Origin of the sequence: Desulfovibrio piger (assembly GCF_900116045.1) — a bacterium.
Classification (GTDB): Bacteria; Desulfobacterota; Desulfovibrionia; order Desulfovibrionales; family Desulfovibrionaceae; genus Desulfovibrio; species Desulfovibrio piger_A.
The window spans coordinates 1,927,655-1,946,200 of sequence record NZ_LT630450.1 but is presented as its reverse complement, the minus strand read 5'-3'; the positions used below and the strand labels follow the sequence as shown (position 1 = coordinate 1,946,200).

Below are 18,546 nucleotides of genomic sequence, written 5' to 3'. Positions count from 1 at the left end.
CAACCGTCCCTCCTCTTTTAATTAATAATTCCAGTTCCAGAACATCTGATACAATTTTTATTCAGTCCACCACATGAACATCTTTCTTTGTTCCCAGAACTGACTATTAACATTTTATTTTCAGAAGGGGATGAATAGGCTGCTAAATCGTCAAAAAGAAATGATAATCCATAAGCAACATAAAATCTTGAAATATGTTTTTTGCACTTTGATGGCAATTTTAAATCTTCAGGATAAGGCATTGACGTTACTATGGGATCGCTATTTTTTAAAGTATTCTTTTTAAATGCGTCCAGTACAGAAAGTCCATACGGACGAGATATATACCCTCCACCACTGAAGATAAACTTTGTTTTTTCCCGCAATGTTTCCTGCTTGCTCACGCCATGACCTTCAGGAAGACATCTTCGTGTGTCTTGTAATGTTTTTTCACTATCACTACGTACCTTATTAGAAACTTTATTTTTTGCAGCGGTAATGGTTTTATTTTCACTTCCACTTTCCTTTATCTTACGCCAGTACTCCATTTTTTGTATATCTATATTCTCACCGCAAGCGAATCTTTCTATAGAGCGAGAGCCATGTGGAAAAACATTCCCTGCAAAGTAATTTAATACACGTTCTTCTTGGCCTGCGTATGTAAATACACTTTGGTCAACAGTCCCTGCGCCTACATCTGTAAAAAAATAAATAGTGGTAGGATCAGGACTCGAGGCTGGCGACCGGATGAAAGCCTGAATATTAGCACTCACCTCAGGATATACCTGGCATAATTCATTTTCTGCAAAGCCATCATCGCTTAAAATAGAGATATATTCATTTAAGTCATCAATTTTTACAGGATCTTCAATTATAGACTCAGACTTTAACTCCCATGCAATAGTAAGCATAGAGCGAAACAGTTTGCGCACATTTTCATCACAAATATCAGCCACAGGTATTGCCATATTTACCCTAATCAGGATACTTGATAGTGATATCGGCAACGACTCTCTTTAACCATAGAGATAAAAAGAAAATGGTTGCCATTTTAGTTATTTCTGATGGGGAGTATTTGCAATCTTTACCGACGATATTTTTATATTCATGAAAAATTTCCGCATTTATTTCATTAAGCGCAACTTTTTCCAGTGCAACTTTTAGATGATAAAGCCCGTTTTCTGGATAAAGTGTATGGATAGTATCATGAATCGTAAATGTGTCCCCATCAAACAAAATAACGCTGGGAATGAGCAAGGAGGATAGATTGTCCTTCTCAAAATGTTTAAATACCCATGCCTTATCTTTATTAATATCACGGATAACTATTTTTGATGAAGATGTACCAAAATCGAAGCCTATTTGAAATATATAAGGATCACGTTGACTATTTTCCACAACAGAATCCTTTACAGATTTGATATGAGAAGAAATGCCACTATCTTTTTTTGTCCGTTTATCATCACCACGGAGTAAGCCAGAAAACAAGGATTTAATAACACTACCCAAAGTAGCCATAACCTTCCCCCTTAGTACACAACATTAAGAAGCCCCACAACGACTAAATTAAACTCAGGATCAACAATTCGCTTACTATTTAGAAGATCAATAGTATTTCTTTTTTGCTCTTCATTTTTAACAATAGTCGCCCGTGTCATTTTTATAACATTTTCCCCACGCTTATTTGCGATGAGAGTATCGAGCCGACTTTTGCTTTGGGCGATTTTTCTATCAAACAAACTTGTCCGACGTCTGATTTTTATTTGTATGATATTTTCATTTTCCATCCCAAATTCATCTATATCACTATCTATTTGATCATATATAAACTCTTCAAGCTGTGCATATCTATCTCCAATGCATTTTTTATCATATTCTTTATAGTCCCAATCTGTACCATATTTTAACATGTCTTGTACAATATCTTCAGCTTCTGATGAAGTAATGCAGGTTCCATCCGATAAAGAAATCAGCCCATATTTAAGAAGTTCTCTATCTATAACCCCCTTCATTTTCAATTTTTCAATTCTAAACAGGTATGTACCACTGGGAATTTTATCTATATTTAATTCTATAGAATATACCTTATATGTATTATAGGAATTATCAACATTTTCTTTTGTTATCCATCGGATAAAAGGAGACATATGGTTTGCAAAAACAATATTCTTCCTACGAACTTTCCCTACAATTTCGCGATCGAATGTGATGATAAATGTTTTTTGCCGAAAAAGAACAGAAGCAACGGTTCGTTCTCCATCAATATATTTTCGAAACGATTCACGTGCATCATCAGAAAGAGAAATCTGTAAACATCCAGGATAGGGAGTATTATAATTTATAATCGTGCCGAAATAATATCTTTCAAAAAAATTTTTAACATAGGCTTCAAGCTCTGATGGCTGAATATAGCGTCCTTTGCCACGATCCTCTTCTATCTTTTTTTGAACATAGTCAGAAAAAGCAACTAATCCTTCTCCAGATTCTTCCAGAAAAAGAATATCAAGCTGGCGCCTTTCTATTGCCTTTTGCGTTTATACGATACGCCTATTTTCTTCTTCTTCTGTCAAATTTTTGCTTAACAAATCCATCGTTAACTGTTTTATTTCATATCCAATAACCTCATCCAAATCTCCGAGGCTATTGCTAAATTTTTCAAGCTTTTGATGTAAACGGGTAAATATTCGTTCCTCAATCGTGTTTTCTATTTTAAAGTTAACAATAGAAAGACGATCCGCCTGCTGACCAACGCGGTCAATTCGACCTATACGTTGCTCAACGCGCATCGGGTTCCACGGAAGGTCATAATTTACAATGATTCTGCAAAATTGTAAGTCGATCCCTTCGCTACCAACCTCTGAGGAAAGAAGAATGCGTGCTCCTGCGACATCTCTAAAGTATTCAATTTCTTTCCAACGCTCTTCTGCAGAGATTCCTCCATGTATAATAGCGATTTTTTCACCATTTGATTCAAGCCTCTTTTTTAAATAATTCAAGGTACCTCTATAAAATGAAAAAATAATTATCTTCTCTTTATTTTCTATTTCAAGCAATCGAAGGAGACTTGCAAATTTTGAGTCATTTTTGATAAAATCATACTGAAGAAGATTAGAAATTTTCGGTAAAAAATCATCAGCTAACTGTGTACTCTCGCTTATTATATCATCGTCTCCAAAGGCTTCTGATAAAATTGATCCGGAAGGCTCCATAGATGAACTATTTATTTTCTCTACAAAAGCAGGCAAACAACTTGCCGCCATTAACTGCCATGTCATTACACGAAAAATATGAAACTCAGTATTATGCTTGGCGCAATATGTTTTTACTGCTACCAGTATCATCTGATATAAAGCCATTTCTTCTTTTGTGTATGACAAGTCAATAACTTTAGATACACGAATTGGACGTTTCTTTTGAACCTGTACTCGGCGCGTTCTGTTGACATAATTACCAAGAATATTCATTTTTTCTATAATATCTTGGCATTTTGCTATCAGCGCAACATCAGAAAAATCACATTTGTCAAGCTCTAATATATACTCAATAAATCTTTTAAAATATGGAGATTCAGCAGCAGGGCTATTGGCCATCATTTCCAAAGAATTTAAAAGTAGTTTTTTATTTATAGGATGACTACTAAGAGCATTTCCAGCTCTTACTGTCGGCCGATTTGCCTCCAATAATCCCTCAAAGCTATATTGAGTTGCAAAAAAATCCTCATCAATCAGGCGTAATAAGCTATGTAAATCCGTATTTTTATTATTTAAAGGTGTTGCAGAAACACACAGAATGCCACGTGCAGATGCAGATAGACATTCACCGAGTGAAAACGTTGTCGTTGAAGAATTTCTCATATAATGAGCTTCATCAAAAATAACGAGATCAAAAGGATAAAAGTCTTCTTCCCAAAAACGAATTTCTCGAAGCAACTGAACTTTGGGAGATATACTTTTCCCCTGGTCTAAAGGATTTCTCAGTTCATTTTGTAAATCCTTAGGGGGCCTTAGTCCAGTATAAGTACCGATTAAAACAAATTGATATCCTTGCCCATAGTTTTTAGTATTATCTATTTCACCCTTCAGATCTTCGAAGTTAACGATTTTTGCATCTATGAGAAACTTCTCTTCAAGTTCTATTTTCCATTTTGCAGATAGGCTTTTAGGGCAAATAATCAGTAGACGTTTTGCTTGATATCTCGCCTGCATTTCAAGCCAGATTAACGTCGCTTCTATTGTCTTACCAAGACCGACTTCATCTGCAAGAAGTAACCTTTCTGAAGGTGAATTAATAAATTTTATTACTGGCTTATACTGATAAGGATAAAAATCTATCTGTGCCGCTTCCATTGAATAAATAATGTCATGTAAACTTCCTTTTAATTTTTCATATGTGATGCATTGACGTAAATGCGAGGCCCCTTCAAATCGTTCCTGTTCGAGGAGATCAAAGGGATCTCGAAGGGCTTCCTCATTAACAGCTAAAATCTGGCTGATAGGTCTATATTTCATAAGCCCATTGGCAAAACGGATCTGAATCATTATAATACTACCTGTACAACGGCTTTTCCCCGTATATACAGCGATATCACTCGGGTGATTCTTATCAACAACTTTTTGATCCTTGACAAAAGGGATGTTCATATCCATCGAAGCACCTTAATTTTATATTTTTATATACAAACTAATATACTAAATATATTTTCCAATTTCAATATTGCTGAGCAGAAAAAGACTACTCATAGCCCTCTCGACAAGTCACGGGAGAGGATGGTAAAAAACGCCTTTCCTCATCCTGTCCCTGCAAGGAGATTATCCCGTGTGCCAGAGTGATTTTCCCGCCTATCGCGGTCAGATGGAATATGTGTGCCTGCACTGCGGCCAGCGCTACCCCGGTGACAGCCTGCTCTACACCTGCCCGTCCTGCGGCGGCGTGTTCCTGCTGGAAAACACCAGGTTCGACGAACTGAAACAGCGCAGCGGCGCGGAATGGCGCGAGATCTTCGACCGCCGCGCCTCCACCCGCAGCACGGCCCTGCGCGGCATCTTCCGTTATTACGAGCTTCTGGCGCCCCTGCTGGACGAGGAAGACATCGTCTACCTGGGCGAAGGCCTGACCCCCATCGTGGAAGCCGCTCCGGCCCTGCGCGACCGTGTGGGCGTGCCCTTTGCCTACAAGAACGACGGCCAGAACCCCAGCGCCTCCTTCAAGGACCGCGGCATGGCCTGTGCGTTCAGCTATCTGAAATGGCTCTGCCGCCGCCACCAGTGGGACGAGGTGCTGACCGTCTGCGCCTCCACCGGTGACACTTCCGCCGCCGCGGCCCTGTACGCCTCCTATGTGGGCGCGCCCCTCAAGAGCGTGGTGCTGCTGCCCCACGGCAAGGTGACCCCGCAGCAGCTCTCCCAGCCCCTGGGCAGCGGTGCCACGGTGCTGGAACTGCCGGGCGTGTTCGACGACTGCATGAAGGTGGTGGAGCATCTGGCCGAGAACTACCGCGTGGCCCTGCTCAACTCCAAGAACAGCTGGCGCATCCTGGGCCAGGAATCCTACGCCTATGAGGTGGCCCAGTGGTACGGCTGGGACGTGTCCGGCCTGTGCATCTTCGTGCCCATCGGCAACGCGGGCAACATCACGGCCGTCATGTCCGGCTTCCTCAAGATGCTGGAGCTGGGCATCATCACCAGCCTGCCGCGCGTCTTCGGCGTGCAGAGCGAACACGCCGACCCCGTGTACCGCTACTATGCCGCGCCCAGGGGCGCCCGTGTGTGGCAGCCCGTGACCGTCACCCCCAGCGTGGCCCAGGCCGCCATGATCGGCAACCCGGTCTCCTTCCCGCGTGTGCAGCGCCTGGCCGGGAAGTTCATGGAAAAGGGCGGCGAAAAGGCCTTCCAGGTGGTGCAGGTGACCGAACAGCAGATCATGGACGCCATGATCGTGGCCAACCGCCACGGCCACATCGCCTGCACCCAGGGCGGCGAATGCCTGGCCGGTCTGGTCAACGCCCGGGCGCTGGGCCTGGTGGGCGATGACGAGCACGCCGTGCTGGACGCCACGGCCCACGCCCTCAAGTTCTCGGGCTTCCAGGACATGTACTTCAACGACAGCTTCCCCGAAGCCTACGGCGTCAAGCCCCGGGCCGGGCTCTCCAACAAGCCCGAACTGCTGCTGCCCGAAAGCGCCCGCGAAGGCAAAGACGTGGCCACCTTCGCCCGCCTGGGCGCCGATGCCGTGGTGGCCCGCCTGGGCCTGAGCCGCAAGTAGGCGCCAGCGCCTCCCCCAATGTCAAAAGCCCCTTTCCTGCCGGGAACGGGGCTTTTTTCATGGCAGGCGGCCGTGCGCTATCCGGCGGCCTTGGGGTCCGGCTCGGCCATGGCCTCGGGCCAGCGCTCGGCGGCCATCTCGCGCAGCTTGAACTTCTGGATCTTGCCGCTGGCGGTCAGGGGAAAGCCGTCCACCACGGCGATGTAGCGCGGGATCTTGTACCAGGCGATCTTGCCGCGGCAGAAGGCGCGCACGTCCTCGGGAGCGATGGGCACATCGGGCCGGGCGATGATGAAGGCGCCCACTTCCTCGCCATATTTGCGGCTGGGCACGGCCACCACCTGGATATCCAGCACGCCGGGCATGCCCATGAGGAATTCCTCGATCTCGCGCGGGTAGACGTTCTCGCCGCCGCGGATGATCATGTCCTTGATGCGGCCGGTGACGCGCACATAGCCGTTTTCGTCCATGGTGCCCAGGTCGCCGGAGTGGAGCCAGCCCTCGGGGCTGATGGTGCGGGCCGTCTCTTCGGGCATGTTGTAGTAGCCCTTCATGACGTTGTAGCCCCGGCACAGGATCTCGCCCACCTGGCCGCGCGGCAGCTCCTCGCAGGTCTCGGGATCGCCGATGCGCACCTCGATGCCGGGCATGGCGCAGCCCACGGTCTCGCAGCGCAGAGGCAGGGGGTCGTCGGGGTCGGACTGGGTCATCACCGGCGAGCCCTCGGTGAGGCCGTAGCAGATGGTGATGTCCTTCATGTACATGTCTTCCACCACGCGCCGCATGAGCGGCTCGGGGCAGACGGAACCGGCCATGATGCCCGTGCGCAGGCTGGAGACGTCGAAACGCTTGAACATCTTGTGTTCCAGTTCGGCCAGGAACATGGTGGGCACGCCGTACAGGGCCGTGCAGCGTTCGCTGTCCACGGCGGCCAGCACGTGCAGGGGGTTGTAGGCCTCGAGGATGACCATGCAGGCCCCGTGGTTGACGCAGGCCGAGACCCCCAGCACGCAGCCGAAGCAGTGGAAGAGCGGCACGGGCAGGCAGACGCGGTCCTTGTCGGAAAAGCGCTGGTGACGGCCGATCCAGTAGCCGTTGAGGCCCACGCCCACATGGGTCAGCATGACGCCCTTGGGGAAGCCCGTGGTGCCGGAGGTGTACTGCATGTTGATGACGTCCCAGGGGTCCAGGCTGTCCTGCCGGGCCCGGTACTCGGCATCGTCGGTCATGACGGACATGGACAGGATCTCGGGCACGGAATACATGCCGCGGTGCTTCTCCGCGCCCAGGAAACAGACGCGCCGCAGATGCGGCAGGCGTTCGAAGCTGAGCCGGTCGCGGCTCTGGTAGCGCAGCTCGGGCGCCAGGGTGTAGAGCGTGTCGATGTAGTCATGGTCGCGCAGGCTGTCCATGATGAAGATGTTCTCGCACTCCGACTGGTTGAGCAGGTATTCCAGCTCGTGTTCGCGGTAATTGGTGTTGACCGTGATCAGGATGGCCCCGATCTTGGCCGTGGCGAACTGCAGGGCCACCCAGTAGGGCACGTTGCTGGCCCAGACGGCCACCTTTTCCCCTTTCTGCACGCCCAGCGCCATGAGTCCCTTGGCGAACAGGTCGACGGTATCGGCGAACTCGCGCCAGGTCTGGCGGTAGTTGCGGTCCGCATAGACGATGGCGTCCTTGTGGGGGATGCGGGCCACCGTCTCGTCCAGGACCTGGCCAAGGGTCTTTTCACGCAGTTCGAACAGTGCCTGGCGCTGGCGCACTTTCTCGTCCATGGATCATCCTTCATATGCCGCACGGGAGCGCGGGCTGTGTACGCAAAAGGGCAGGGACACGACGGGGGCTACGGCGTATAGGTCACGGCCAGCAGCTGGGCCGGATCATCGCCGTGCGCGCCCACGTAGTGGGGCACGATGGAGTTGTAGTAGATGGTCTCGCCGGCCTTCAGGTAATAGGTCTCGCGACCGTAGACCACCATCAGTTCGCCCTTGAGCACCAGGATGAACTCTTCGCCCTGATGCGAGATGGTCTTGCGCTCGTCGTCCTTGTCGGGATAGATCTCGATGAAAAAAGGCTCCATGTTGCGGTCGCTCTTGCCCTTGCCCAGCGCCTGGTAGATGTAGCTGGAGCGGGGGGTGCGGCCGGTGTGCAGGGCGGGGTCCACGCTGCCCAGCTGGTCTATGCGGGAAATGATGGGATCGCGGGTGAACTGGTCATCCAGGAAGGTGCCCAGCCGTACGCCCAGCGAACGGGCCACCTTCTGCAGGGGGCCGATGGTGGGATATATCTCGTCATTTTCCATGCGTTCCAGAAAATTGACGGTCAGCCCCGTGTTCTGGGAAAGGGTCTCAAGATCCACGTTCCTTTCCTCGCGGAACGTGCGGATGCGCTTTCCGACACTGCTTTTTCCGGCCATGTCTGTCTCCTGTTGCAGCCTGTGCAGAAAAACCAAGGGTAAAAAGTGTTCTGAAAAATATCATAAAGTCTCATGGCCCCGCAAGGCGGCAGGCCGCGCGTAGCGCAAACGCCAAAAAAAGGCTAGGTTCGTCCCATGACACAGCACAAACGTACGGCCGTGCTGGCCGCAGGACAGGTCCAGGGCGTGGGCTTCCGCCCCTTCATCTACCGGCTGGCCGTGGAAGGCGGCCTTTCCGGCAGCGTGGGCAACACCTCGGAGGGGGTGCGCATCGAGGTGCAGGGCGACCCGGCGCAGGTGGATGCCTTTGCCGTGCGCCTGCGCCGTGAGCTGCCGCCCCTGGCACGGCTCACCCGGCTGGAGGTCACGGAGCTGCCCCCGGTGGACGGCGAGACGGAATTCGTCATCGTGGCCAGCCACGGCCATGCCGGCCACAGCGTGCTGGTCAGCCCCGATGTGGGCATCTGCGAGGACTGCCTGCGCGACATGCGCACGCCCGGCGATCCGCGCTTCGGCTATGCCTTCACCAATTGCACCAATTGCGGGCCGCGCTACACCATCACCCGTTCCATCCCCTACGACCGCGCCACCACCAGCATGGCCTGCTTCCCCTTCTGTCCCCGCTGCGAGGCCGAATACCGCGATCCGCTGGACCGGCGCTTCCACGCCCAGCCCGTGGCCTGCCCGCAGTGCGGACCGCGCCTGTGGCTGGTGGACAACCCCCTGCTGCCGCCGGGCGGCACCCTGCCCCCGGACAGCGCCCCGGCGGACTGGCCCGGCCCGGAGACCCTGCCGACGGCAGCGTCCATGCGGGATGCCGTGGCGCGGGCGGCCCTCCTGCTGCGGGACGGCCGTCTGCTGGCCCTCAAGGGCCTGGGCGGTTTCCAGCTGGCCTGTGACGCCCGCTCCGCCCGCAGTGTGGCCCTGCTGCGCCTGCGCAAGCGGCGCCCGCACAAACCGCTGGCCCTGATGGTGCCGGATCTGGCCACGGCCCGGGAGCTGTGCCATCTTGCCCCGGAGCACGAGGCCCTGCTGCTCTGCCCGGAAAAGCCCATCGTGCTCTGTCCGGCCCGCAAGGGCTGCCTGCCCCCCGCCATCGCGCCGGATACCGCCGGCATCGGCCTCATGCTGCCCTACACGCCCCTGCACGTCGTCCTTTTCGACGAGCTGGGCCGTCTGGCCGCCGCGGCCGGAGACCCCGCGTCCGTGCTGGTCATGACCTCGGCCAATGCCAGCGGCGAGCCCATCTGCCTGGGCAACCGCGAGGCCCTGCGCCGCCTGGCGCATCTGGCCGATGCCTGGCTGCTGCACGACCGCGACATCCTGGTGCGCGTGGACGACAGCGTGGCCGGTGTGCGCCCCCTGCCCGCCGACGGGGACAGCACGGCCGCCGCGGTGCCCTTTTTCTACCGCCGGGCACGCGGCTATGTGCCCCGTCCGGTGATGCTGCCCGAAGCCTGGGGCACGGACCTGCCCTGCGTGCTGGGCGCGGGCGGCGAACTCAAGGCCACGCTCTGCCTGACGCGCGGCAACGAGGCCTTCGTCAGCCAGCATGTGGGCGATCTGGAGAACGCGCCCACCTTCAGCTTTTACGAGGAAGTGGCCCGCCACCTGCAGGATCTGCTGGAGGTGCGGCCCGCCGCCGTGGTCTGCGACCTGCACCCGGACTTCCTCTCCAGCCGCCATGCCGCGGAACGGGCCCGGCGCGAGGGCCTGCCCCTCTGGCGTTTGCAGCACCATGCGGCGCACGCGGCCTCCGTGCTCGCCGAGCACGGGCATACCGGCCCGGCCCTGGCCCTGGCCCTGGACGGCACCGGCCTGGGCACGGACAAGAGCATCTGGGGCGGGGAACTGCTGTTCATGGAGCTGGACGCGCCCCGCTGGCAGCGTCTGGGCCGCCTGGCGCCCTTCCGTCTGCCCGGCGGCGAGGCCGCCATCCGCGAGCCCTGGCGCATCGCCCTGGGACTGGCCCTGCAGACCGGCAGGGCCCCCGAAGCCCTGACAGCGGGCTGGACGGCCGGCGATGACGGCAGGGACGGGGTCCGCCGCGCCCCGCAGGCCCTGGCCGTCACGGCGGTCAGCGAGATGTGGCGCCGGGGCCTCAACTGCCCGCCCACGTCCAGTGCCGGGCGCCTGTTCGATGCCGTGTCCGCCGCGCTGGGCCTGTGCACGCACATCACCTATGAAGGGCAGGCCGCCATCCGTCTGGAAGATGCCGCCGCCCGCAGTGTCCTGCCGGGACAGTGGTGGCGCCTGGGGCCGGAAGGGCTGCGGGCCCCGCAGCCGGAGCACGGGCTGCTGCCCGCCCCGCCCCTGACGGAGGAGGAAGGCCTCCTGCAACTGGACGGCACGGCCCTGTTCGCCGCCGTGCTGGACCAGCGCGGCCGCCTGCCGGCGGAAGACCTGGCCGCCCGTTTCCACTGGCAGCTGGCACAGGGCTTCACGGCCCTGGCCGTCAGGGCCGCCGGGACCACGGGCGTGCGCGTGGTGGGCCTGTCCGGCGGTGTCATGCAGAACGCCCTGCTGGCCCGCCTGCTGCCGCTGCTGCTCGCGGCGCACGGCCTCACCCCCCTGTGCCAGCAGGACGTGCCGCCCGGTGACGGCGGCATCTCCCTGGGCCAGGCCGCCTGGGCGCAGGCCTGCCTGCGGGCCGGTCTGCCGTCGGAACTGGAATAGCCCGCTGCCGGTCCATGACGGCCCCGGAAAGCTCCGCTGCCGGGGCGGCCGCTGTGCGCTTCTTTTTCAATTTGTTGAAATCAAAGGATAAAAAAGAAAAATCACTTTTTTTGATTTTTCCGTTGACAGCCAGGGTCTTTTTGGGCAGTATGCATTTCTGCCGAGGGGCTGTAGCTCAGTTGGGAGAGCGCTTGAATGGCATTCAAGAGGTCAGGAGTTCAATTCTCCTCAGCTCCACCAAAAAGGAAATCAGGGTTTGCGGAAACGCAAGCCCTTTTTTCGTTTCCGGCTCCCGCCGTTTTCTTCTCGTCTTCCTCCCCCATCGCATGACGGCTCTGTGTCATTCTGTGACATTTCCGGGACGCCCGTCTTCCGGCCGTTGCTCTTTTTTCCGTAGCGCGCTACGAGGTGAAAAAGGACCTGTCATGATCCGCGGTCCAAAGGAGGAAGATGATGAAAGGACTGTTCGCTTTCCTGGCAATGCTCTGCGCCCTGTGCGTGGCCCTGCCCGCCGCCCAGGCCAAGCCCATCCCCGGTGCCAAGTATACCTATACCCTGAAAAGCGTCATGCCCGTGGCCGGTCGCCAGGGCGTGGCCTGCGACGGCAAGTTCATCTACGTGAGCTGCAGCAAGGCCCTGTACAAGTACGACATGAACGGAAAACTGGTGGCCGAGAACAAGAACCCCTTCGAAGGCTATTCCATCCCCTCCAACCACATCGGCGACATCGACGTCTACAACGGCGAGATCTATGTGGGCGCCGAAAACTTCATGGACGGCGTGGGCAAGGACATCCAGATCGCCATCCATGACGCCAATACCCTGAAATTCAAGCGCACGTTCAAGTTCGAGCCCAAGTCCGGCCAGGAGGAAGTGTCCGGCATCACCGTGGACCCGGTCAAGAAGACCGTGTGGATGTGCTCCTGGGTGGGCGAAGAAAGCGGCCGCCATCTCTATGAATACGACCTCAAGGGCAACTACCTGCGCAAGGTGCACCTGCAGCCCGTGCCGCAGTGGGTGCAGGGCGTGTTCTACTACAACGGTTCCCTGTTCATGACCGCTGACGACGGTACCGCCGACGACAACGAGCCCGACCACCTGTACCGCATCGACATCACCTCGGACAGCAACGCCCATGTGTACATGGAAAAGGTCTTCGATGAAGCCATCAGGCAGGGCGAGATCGAAGGTCTGTGCGTCGATCCCTCCACCGGCGACCTGCTGGTGCACATGAACCGCGGTGCCCGCATCGTGCTGGGCATGGGCAAGGGCTTCTACCCCGGTTACACCGAGGAAGTCCACGAGATCTACCGCTACAGCATGGAGCCCAAGCAGCCCCCGCGCCGCTAGGCATCGTGTCTGACCTGCCTTTCCGGGCCGCCTTCGGGCGGCCCTTTTTCGTGCCCGTCTCCCTTGACGCCGCCTGCCCCGCCCGCTATGCCCATGCCTCAGACATCCCGCAGGAGACAGGCATGGACCTTCGCAAAATACTGCTCATTTCCCTGGGGCACCTCAGCTGCGACCTCAACGGCGGCGCCCTGCCCTCGCTGATGCCCTATCTGGCCGCGGCCCACGGCTTCAACTATCAGGCCGCGGGCGCCCTGATGTTCGCCTATTCGGCCACCTCCTCCCTGGTGCAGCCCGTGTTCGGCTATCTGGCCGACAAACACGCCCGGTCCTGGTTCGTGCCGCTGGCCGTGCTGCTGGCGGGCGGCAGTCTGGGCCTGGTGGGCTTTCTGGACAGTTACTGGGCCATCTTCCTCACCCTCATGCTTTGCGGCGTGGGCGGCGCCCTGTTCCATCCCGAAGGGGCCCGCTATGCCAACCTCGTTTCCGGCAGCCGCAAGGGCGCGGGCATGAGCATCTTTTCCGTGGGCGGCAACAGCGGCTTCGTGGTGGGGCCGCTGCTGGTGGCCGGGGCCACCTGTGTGGCGGGCCTGCACGGCACGGCCGTGTTCCTGCTGCTGGCCCTGTGCACGGCCTCGTTCCTCTTTGTCCAGATGCGCGGCTGGCAGCAGGGGATGCCCCGAGGCCGGACGGCCGCCGGACAGGCCGAACCGCGCAACGACTGGCATGCCTTCGGCGTGCTGACCCTGGTCATCGCCTCGCGCTCTATCCTTTTCCTGGGCTTCAATACCTACATCCCCCTGTACTGGCATGACGTCTTCGGCCAGAGCAAGGAATTCGGCGCCATGATGCTGGCCTTCTTCTGCGTCTGCGGCGTCAGCAGCAACGTGCTGGGCGGCTTCCTGGCCGATAGGATCGGCTATGCCCGCATCATCCGCCTGTCGTGGTGGCTGGCCCTGCCCGCGGCCCTGGCCTTCGCCTGGGCGGACAGCATGTGGCTGGCGGCCCTGCTGCTGGCCCCGCTGGCCGTGGGCCTGTTCGCGCCCTTCAGCTCCATGGTGGTGCTGGGCCAGAAGCTGCTGGCCCGCAACATGGGCTTCGCCTCGGGCGTGACCCTGGGTCTGCCCATGACCCTGGGCGGCATGGCCATGCCCCTGCTGGGCTGGATCGCGGACCATTTCGGCGGTCTGGGCACGGCCATGGCCTGCCTGGTGCCCGTGGCGGCCCTGGGGGCGCTGGCCTCCCTGCGCCTGCGGGACGATGCCGCCGGGAGCCGCGCCTGATGCCGGTCGCCGGTCTGGAAAGCCCCGTGGGCCCGCTCTGGCTCACGGAAGAGGACGGGCATCTGGTGGCCCTGGACAGGACATGCCCGCTCCCGGCCCCGGACCTGTGCCCGCCCGGGGCCGTCTCCCTGCCGGGGCAGGCCGTGACGAGCCCCCTGCTGCACGCGGCCCGGGAACAGCTGGCGGCCTACTTCGCGGGCCGCCTGCGCCGCTTCGACCTGCCGCTGGCCCCGCGGGGCACGCCCTTCCAGCTGCGCGTCTGGCGGGCCCTGCAGGACATCCCCTACGGGCGGACCTGCTCCTACAGCGAACTGGCCGCGGCCGTGGGCGACCCGCGTGCCTGCCGCGCCGTGGGCCGGGCCAACGGCCGCAACCCCCTGATGATCGTCATCCCCTGCCACAGGGTCATCGCCGCCGGTGGCGGTCTGGGCGGCTACAGCGGCGGCCTGGCCGTCAAGCGCTTTTTGCTGCGCCTGGAGGCGGGGCTGCCCCTGCCGGCAGGTCACTGACGTCCGCCCCTGCCCCCTCTTGTGGTTGCCTCCTGCCGCGAGTGCAGGTACTATGGATAAGTGAGCATCTTTACTGTCATTTTTGATACAGTACCGCAACATGGCAGTAATAGTGTGTCATATTTTGTCACAATCCCCTGTCCCTCAGCCCAAGAGTGCGGACCATGAACACGATCCATACCATCTGTATCGTTGACGACGATGAAGAAATCCGCTCCTTGCTTTCCGACTATCTGCGCCGCAACGGCTTTTCCACCTGTACGGCGGGGAACGCGGCGGAGTTCCTCGAGATGCAGCGCCGTGTGCCCTGCAGCCTGATCGTCATGGACATCATGCTGCCCGGCATGAACGGGCTGGAACTGTTCCGCACCCTGCGCGCGGAGTCCACGGTGCCCGTCATCTTCCTCACCGCGCTGGGCGACATCACCGACCGCATCGTGGGCCTGGAGCTGGGCGCCGACGACTACCTGAGCAAGCCTTTCGAGCCCCGCGAGCTGCTGGCCCGCATCCGTACCGTGCTGCGCCGCACCGAGGGCGGCGCCCGCCGCGACCAGCCAGAGACCACGCCCCTGCAGTTCGCGGGCTGGCTGCTGGACCGCAGCGCCCGCCATCTGGTGGCGCCCGACGGGGTGGTGGTCTCCCTGAGCGGCACGGAATACCGCCTGCTGGAGATCTTTTTGCAGAACCCCCAGCGGGTGCTCAGCCGCGACGAGCTGCTGGAACGCACCCAGGGCCGCAATGCCGTGCCCTATGACCGCAGCATCGACGTGCAGATCAGCCGCCTGCGCACCCGCCTGCGCGACAACGGCCGCGAGCCCCAGCTCATCAAGACCGTCCGCGGCGACGGTTACGTGCTGGCCACGGACGTGCGCCCGCAGTTCGTGCGTCCGGCCCTGCCCGTGGATGCCCCCATCATGCCCGGGAAGTAGCGGCATGCCGGCCTTTCTTGCCCGTCTGCTGCGCAGCCTGACGCCCACCACGCTTTCCGCGCAGCTGGCGGGCATGCTCATCGGCGGCATCCTTTTGCTGCACGGTGTGGCCACTGTCACGGTCCAGCGGGTGGAGGAGCGGCAGGCGGCCCGGTCCGCCCTGCTGGAGCAGGCCAACAGCCTGGCCCTTTCCCTGCAGCTCCTGCATTCCGAGCCCTTCGAGTACAAGCGCTCCCTGCTGGAACGGCTGGAGCGGCTGGACGTGGTCCATCTGAGCCTGGGCGATGCCCCCAATCCGGCCCGGCAGGCGCAGGACGAACGCGCCCTGTACCTGCGCGACCGCCTGCGCAAGAACCTGAACAGCATCGAGACCGATCTGGATACCCGCGAGATGCTGACCGAGGTCCAGCGCGTGCATGTGGCCGACAGCATGAACCCCACCCTGCGCCGTCATGTGCCCTGGACCCATGTGTACGAAAGCCGGGTGAGCGTGCGCCTGGACGACGGCAAATGGCTGTGCGTGGTCATCAGCAGCGATGCCTATGACTTCTCCCCCAGCCAGGCATCCCTGGCCATGCTGCTGCTGGAAGCGGGCCTGCTGATCCTGCTCATCCTCGTGGTGGTGCATCGCATGGTGCGGCCCCTGCGGGTGCTCTCCGGCAAGGCCGAGAGCTTTGGCCGCAACCTCTACACCGCGCCCCTGCCCGAAGACGGGCCCACCGAAGTGCGCGAGGCCGCCCGGGCCTTCAACAAGATGCAGGAACGCATCCGCGCCGGTGTGGGCCAGCACGAACGCATCCTGGCCGCCGTGGCCCACGACCTGCGCACCCCCCTGACCCGCATCCGCCTGCGCGTGGAGGGCATGGACCCCGCCTCCCCCCTGCGGGCCAAGCTGCTGGGCGACATCGACATCCTGGGCGGCATCATGGCCAACAGCGCCGAGCTCACCCGCGGCAGCGCCCGCGACGAGGCCGCCGTGCGCATGGACATGAACGCCCTGCTGGACAGCCTGGTCTCCGACCGGCAGGACATGGGGCAGGACGTCATGCTCGAAGGCCATTGCCGCCAGCCCTGGACGGTGCGCCCCAACAGCCTCCGCCGCTGCCTCTCCAACCTGCTGGACAATGCCCTGCGCTATTCCGCCCGTGTGCGCATCCGTCTCCTCGAAAAGGCCGATGTCCTGCAGATCGACGTGCTGGACGACGGCCCCGGCATCCCTCCCGAGATGCTGGAGCAGGTCTTCGAGCCCTTCTTCCGCCTGGACGAGGCCCGCAGCCCCCATACCGGCGGCAGCGGCCTGGGCCTGAGCATCGCCCGCAGCATGGCCTGCCGCAACGGCGGGGAACTGAGCCTGCACAACCGGCCCGAAGGCGGCCTGTGCGCCCGCCTGTGCCTCTACCGTTCGGCCATGGAGGCGGAGAGCCTGTAGCCCGGCTGCCGGGCGGCACCGGCGGGAAAGGCGCCCGCACCGGCGCCGGCGGCCGGACTTCCCCGAAGGGCAGGCTTTTCCCCACACCGCCCGCGTCATGCCGCATCTCCGGGGCCCCGTCCCGCAACGGCCCGCGCGCCCGCGCCCCCTGTCCGCTGATGCCCGCACCGGGACATCTTCCCGCAAGGATGGCCGCGCGCCCCTGGCCGCTCCTTTCCTCCGTGGCGCAGGCAGCAAAGGCTTTGCACCCGGCGGGCATTGCGGTATGCTTTCCTGCCGTCCGGTCCGTACCGCCGGACGCACAAGGAGACGCCATGAAGAACTTTTTGACCCTGCAATCCGTGGAGACCGTGCTGGGGCACCTGCGCGCCCTGCCCGTCCTGCCCGCGGAGACCGTCCCCCTGACGGAAGCCCTGGGCCGCCGCCTGGCGGAAGCCCTGCACGCCCCTGCCGACCTGCCCGGTTTCGACCGTTCCACCGTGGACGGTTTCGCCGTGCGCGCCCGTGATGTCTTCGGCGCGCAGGAAGGTTCCCCCGCCCTGCTGGAATGCGTGGGCGACTGCCCCATGGGCGCCGTGCCGGACATCCGCCTCCAGCCCGGCCAGTGCGCGCGCATCCTCACGGGCGGCATGCTGCCCGAGGGCGCGGATTGCGTGGTCATGGTGGAATATTCCCGCCCGGCCGGCGGGAACATGGTGGAGCTCACCCGCACCCAGGCCCCCGGCGACCATGTGGTCATGCGCGACGAGGACGCCGCCGCCGGTGACTGCATCATCCCCGCGGGCCGCAGGCTGCGCCCGCAGGAGATCGGCCTGCTGGCCTCCTTTGGACAGAAGGAGGTGGCCGTGCGCCGTGCGCCCCGGGTGGCCGTCATCTCCACCGGTGACGAGGTGGTGCCCATCGAAAGCGAGCCCCGCCCCGGCCAGGTGCGGGACGTCAATTCCTACAGCCTTGCCGCCCTCTGCCGCAGTGCCGGTGCCGAGCCCACGCTGGCCGGTCTGGTGCGCGACGATGCCGAGGCCCTGCGCCGCACCGTGCTGGCCGCGCTGGACGGTGCCGACGTGGTGGTGGTCTCCGGCGGTTCCTCCGCCGGCATGCGCGACCATACCGTGGACGTCTTCACCTCCGTGCCCGGCAGCGAGCTGCTGACCCACGGCGTGGCCATCAGCCCCGGCAAGCCCTTCATCCTGGCCCGCAGCGGCGGCAAATGCCTCATGGGCCTGCCCGGCCATGTGAGCAGCGCCCTGGTCTGCGCCCGAGCCTTCCTCGTGCCCCTGCTGGAGCATCTGCAGGGCAGCGCCGGGGACGGGCCCGCCCCCTCCCTCACCGCCCGCCTGGCCCGCGCCGTGGCCTCGGCCCAGGGCCGTCGCGACTACATCCGCGTCAGACTGGTGCCCGTCAGCGCCGCGGCCATCGAGGCCGCCTGGCTGCCCCGGGGCCTAGACTGCTCCGATGTGGACTGGCTGGCCCAGCCGCTCATGAAGCCTTCCGGCGTGGTCTCCGGCCTGGTGGAGGCCGACGGCCTCGTCATCTGCGCCGAGAACCGCGAGGGCCTCACCGCCGGGGAACGGGTGCGCGTGGAGCTGCTGTCGTAGGTTTTTCTTGAGGGGAGGGAGGCCCCCTCGCCTGGCGCGAGAGGGGTCCCCCTCCCCAGCGCGCTTTATTTGAAACGATGCCGGCCGCACAAGATCTTTCCGGCCGCCATTCGAGATAT

14 protein-coding genes and 1 tRNA gene are annotated in these 18,546 nt (G+C 59.6%); 9 read left to right on the top strand and 6 right to left on the bottom strand.

Annotated elements, in window-relative coordinates:
• Nucleotides 1-17: 17 nt before the first annotated feature.
• The 4 genes from DESPIGER_RS12955 to DESPIGER_RS08820 form a co-directional block, all read right to left on the bottom strand.
• Nucleotides 18-935 carry a hypothetical protein gene (locus DESPIGER_RS12955; protein ID WP_156831676.1) on the bottom strand — a complete coding sequence of 306 codons (918 nt, stop codon included), beginning with the start codon at nucleotides 933-935 and terminating at the stop codon, nucleotides 18-20.
• 19 nt (nucleotides 936-954) lie between these two features.
• Nucleotides 955-1,497, bottom strand: coding sequence for a hypothetical protein (locus tag DESPIGER_RS12950; protein ID WP_156831675.1), 543 nt, complete (start codon nucleotides 1,495-1,497; stop codon nucleotides 955-957).
• Between the two features lie 11 nt (nucleotides 1,498-1,508).
• Nucleotides 1,509-2,126: a hypothetical protein gene (locus DESPIGER_RS12945; RefSeq protein ID WP_156831674.1), complete on the bottom strand. Its 618-nt coding sequence runs from the start codon at nucleotides 2,124-2,126 to the stop codon at nucleotides 1,509-1,511.
• A 387-nt stretch (nucleotides 2,127-2,513) separates the two neighbouring features.
• Nucleotides 2,514-4,625 carry an SNF2-related protein gene (locus tag DESPIGER_RS08820; RefSeq protein ID WP_083575350.1) on the bottom strand — a complete coding sequence of 704 codons (2,112 nt, stop codon included), beginning with the start codon at nucleotides 4,623-4,625 and terminating at the stop codon, nucleotides 2,514-2,516.
• 205 nt (nucleotides 4,626-4,830) lie between these two features.
• On the opposite strand from DESPIGER_RS08820, the gene thrC reads away from it, so the two are divergent.
• On the top strand, nucleotides 4,831-6,240 hold the full coding sequence (gene thrC / locus DESPIGER_RS08815; RefSeq protein ID WP_072337681.1) for a threonine synthase: 1,410 nt from the start codon (nucleotides 4,831-4,833) through the stop codon (nucleotides 6,238-6,240).
• 77 nt (nucleotides 6,241-6,317) lie between these two features.
• On the opposite strand, the gene DESPIGER_RS08810 is transcribed toward thrC, so the two are convergent.
• Both DESPIGER_RS08810 and DESPIGER_RS08805 read right to left on the bottom strand, forming a co-directional pair.
• Nucleotides 6,318-8,018 (bottom strand): AMP-binding protein, encoded by a 1,701-nt coding sequence (locus DESPIGER_RS08810; RefSeq protein ID WP_072335694.1) that lies wholly within the window; start codon nucleotides 8,016-8,018, stop codon nucleotides 6,318-6,320.
• A gap of 68 nt (nucleotides 8,019-8,086) precedes the next feature.
• Nucleotides 8,087-8,659 carry a cupin domain-containing protein gene (locus tag DESPIGER_RS08805; protein ID WP_072335691.1) on the bottom strand — a complete coding sequence of 191 codons (573 nt, stop codon included), beginning with the start codon at nucleotides 8,657-8,659 and terminating at the stop codon, nucleotides 8,087-8,089.
• A 135-nt stretch (nucleotides 8,660-8,794) separates the two neighbouring features.
• On the opposite strand from DESPIGER_RS08805, the gene hypF reads away from it, so the two are divergent.
• The 8 genes from hypF to glp all read left to right on the top strand — a co-directional run bounded on the left by hypF (nucleotide 8,795) and on the right by glp (nucleotide 18,427).
• Complete coding sequence (gene hypF, locus DESPIGER_RS08800; protein WP_072335688.1) at nucleotides 8,795-11,335, top strand: carbamoyltransferase HypF; 2,541 nt, start codon at nucleotides 8,795-8,797, stop codon at nucleotides 11,333-11,335.
• Nucleotides 11,336-11,499: 164 nt separating this feature from the next.
• Nucleotides 11,500-11,575: transfer RNA gene (locus DESPIGER_RS08795), tRNA-Ala, on the top strand.
• Between the two features lie 210 nt (nucleotides 11,576-11,785).
• Nucleotides 11,786-12,685: a hypothetical protein gene (locus tag DESPIGER_RS08790; RefSeq protein WP_231927556.1), complete on the top strand. Its 900-nt coding sequence runs from the start codon at nucleotides 11,786-11,788 to the stop codon at nucleotides 12,683-12,685.
• 122 nt (nucleotides 12,686-12,807) lie between these two features.
• Complete coding sequence (locus DESPIGER_RS08785; RefSeq protein WP_072337679.1) at nucleotides 12,808-13,965, top strand: MFS transporter; 1,158 nt, start codon at nucleotides 12,808-12,810, stop codon at nucleotides 13,963-13,965.
• Nucleotides 13,965-14,474: a methylated-DNA--[protein]-cysteine S-methyltransferase gene (locus tag DESPIGER_RS08780; RefSeq protein ID WP_072335683.1), complete on the top strand. Its 510-nt coding sequence runs from the start codon at nucleotides 13,965-13,967 to the stop codon at nucleotides 14,472-14,474. The genes DESPIGER_RS08785 and DESPIGER_RS08780 overlap by 1 nt, the downstream gene beginning before the upstream one ends.
• Nucleotides 14,475-14,638: 164 nt before the next feature.
• Nucleotides 14,639-15,403 carry a response regulator transcription factor gene (locus DESPIGER_RS08775; protein ID WP_083575349.1) on the top strand — a complete coding sequence of 255 codons (765 nt, stop codon included), beginning with the start codon at nucleotides 14,639-14,641 and terminating at the stop codon, nucleotides 15,401-15,403.
• 4 nt (nucleotides 15,404-15,407) lie between these two features.
• Complete coding sequence (locus tag DESPIGER_RS08770) at nucleotides 15,408-16,832, top strand: ATP-binding protein (protein ID WP_072335678.1); 1,425 nt, start codon at nucleotides 15,408-15,410, stop codon at nucleotides 16,830-16,832.
• Nucleotides 16,833-17,146: 314 nt separating this feature from the next.
• Nucleotides 17,147-18,427, top strand: coding sequence for a gephyrin-like molybdotransferase Glp (gene glp, locus DESPIGER_RS08765; RefSeq protein ID WP_072335675.1), 1,281 nt, complete (start codon nucleotides 17,147-17,149; stop codon nucleotides 18,425-18,427).
• Nucleotides 18,428-18,546: the final 119 nt, after the last annotated feature.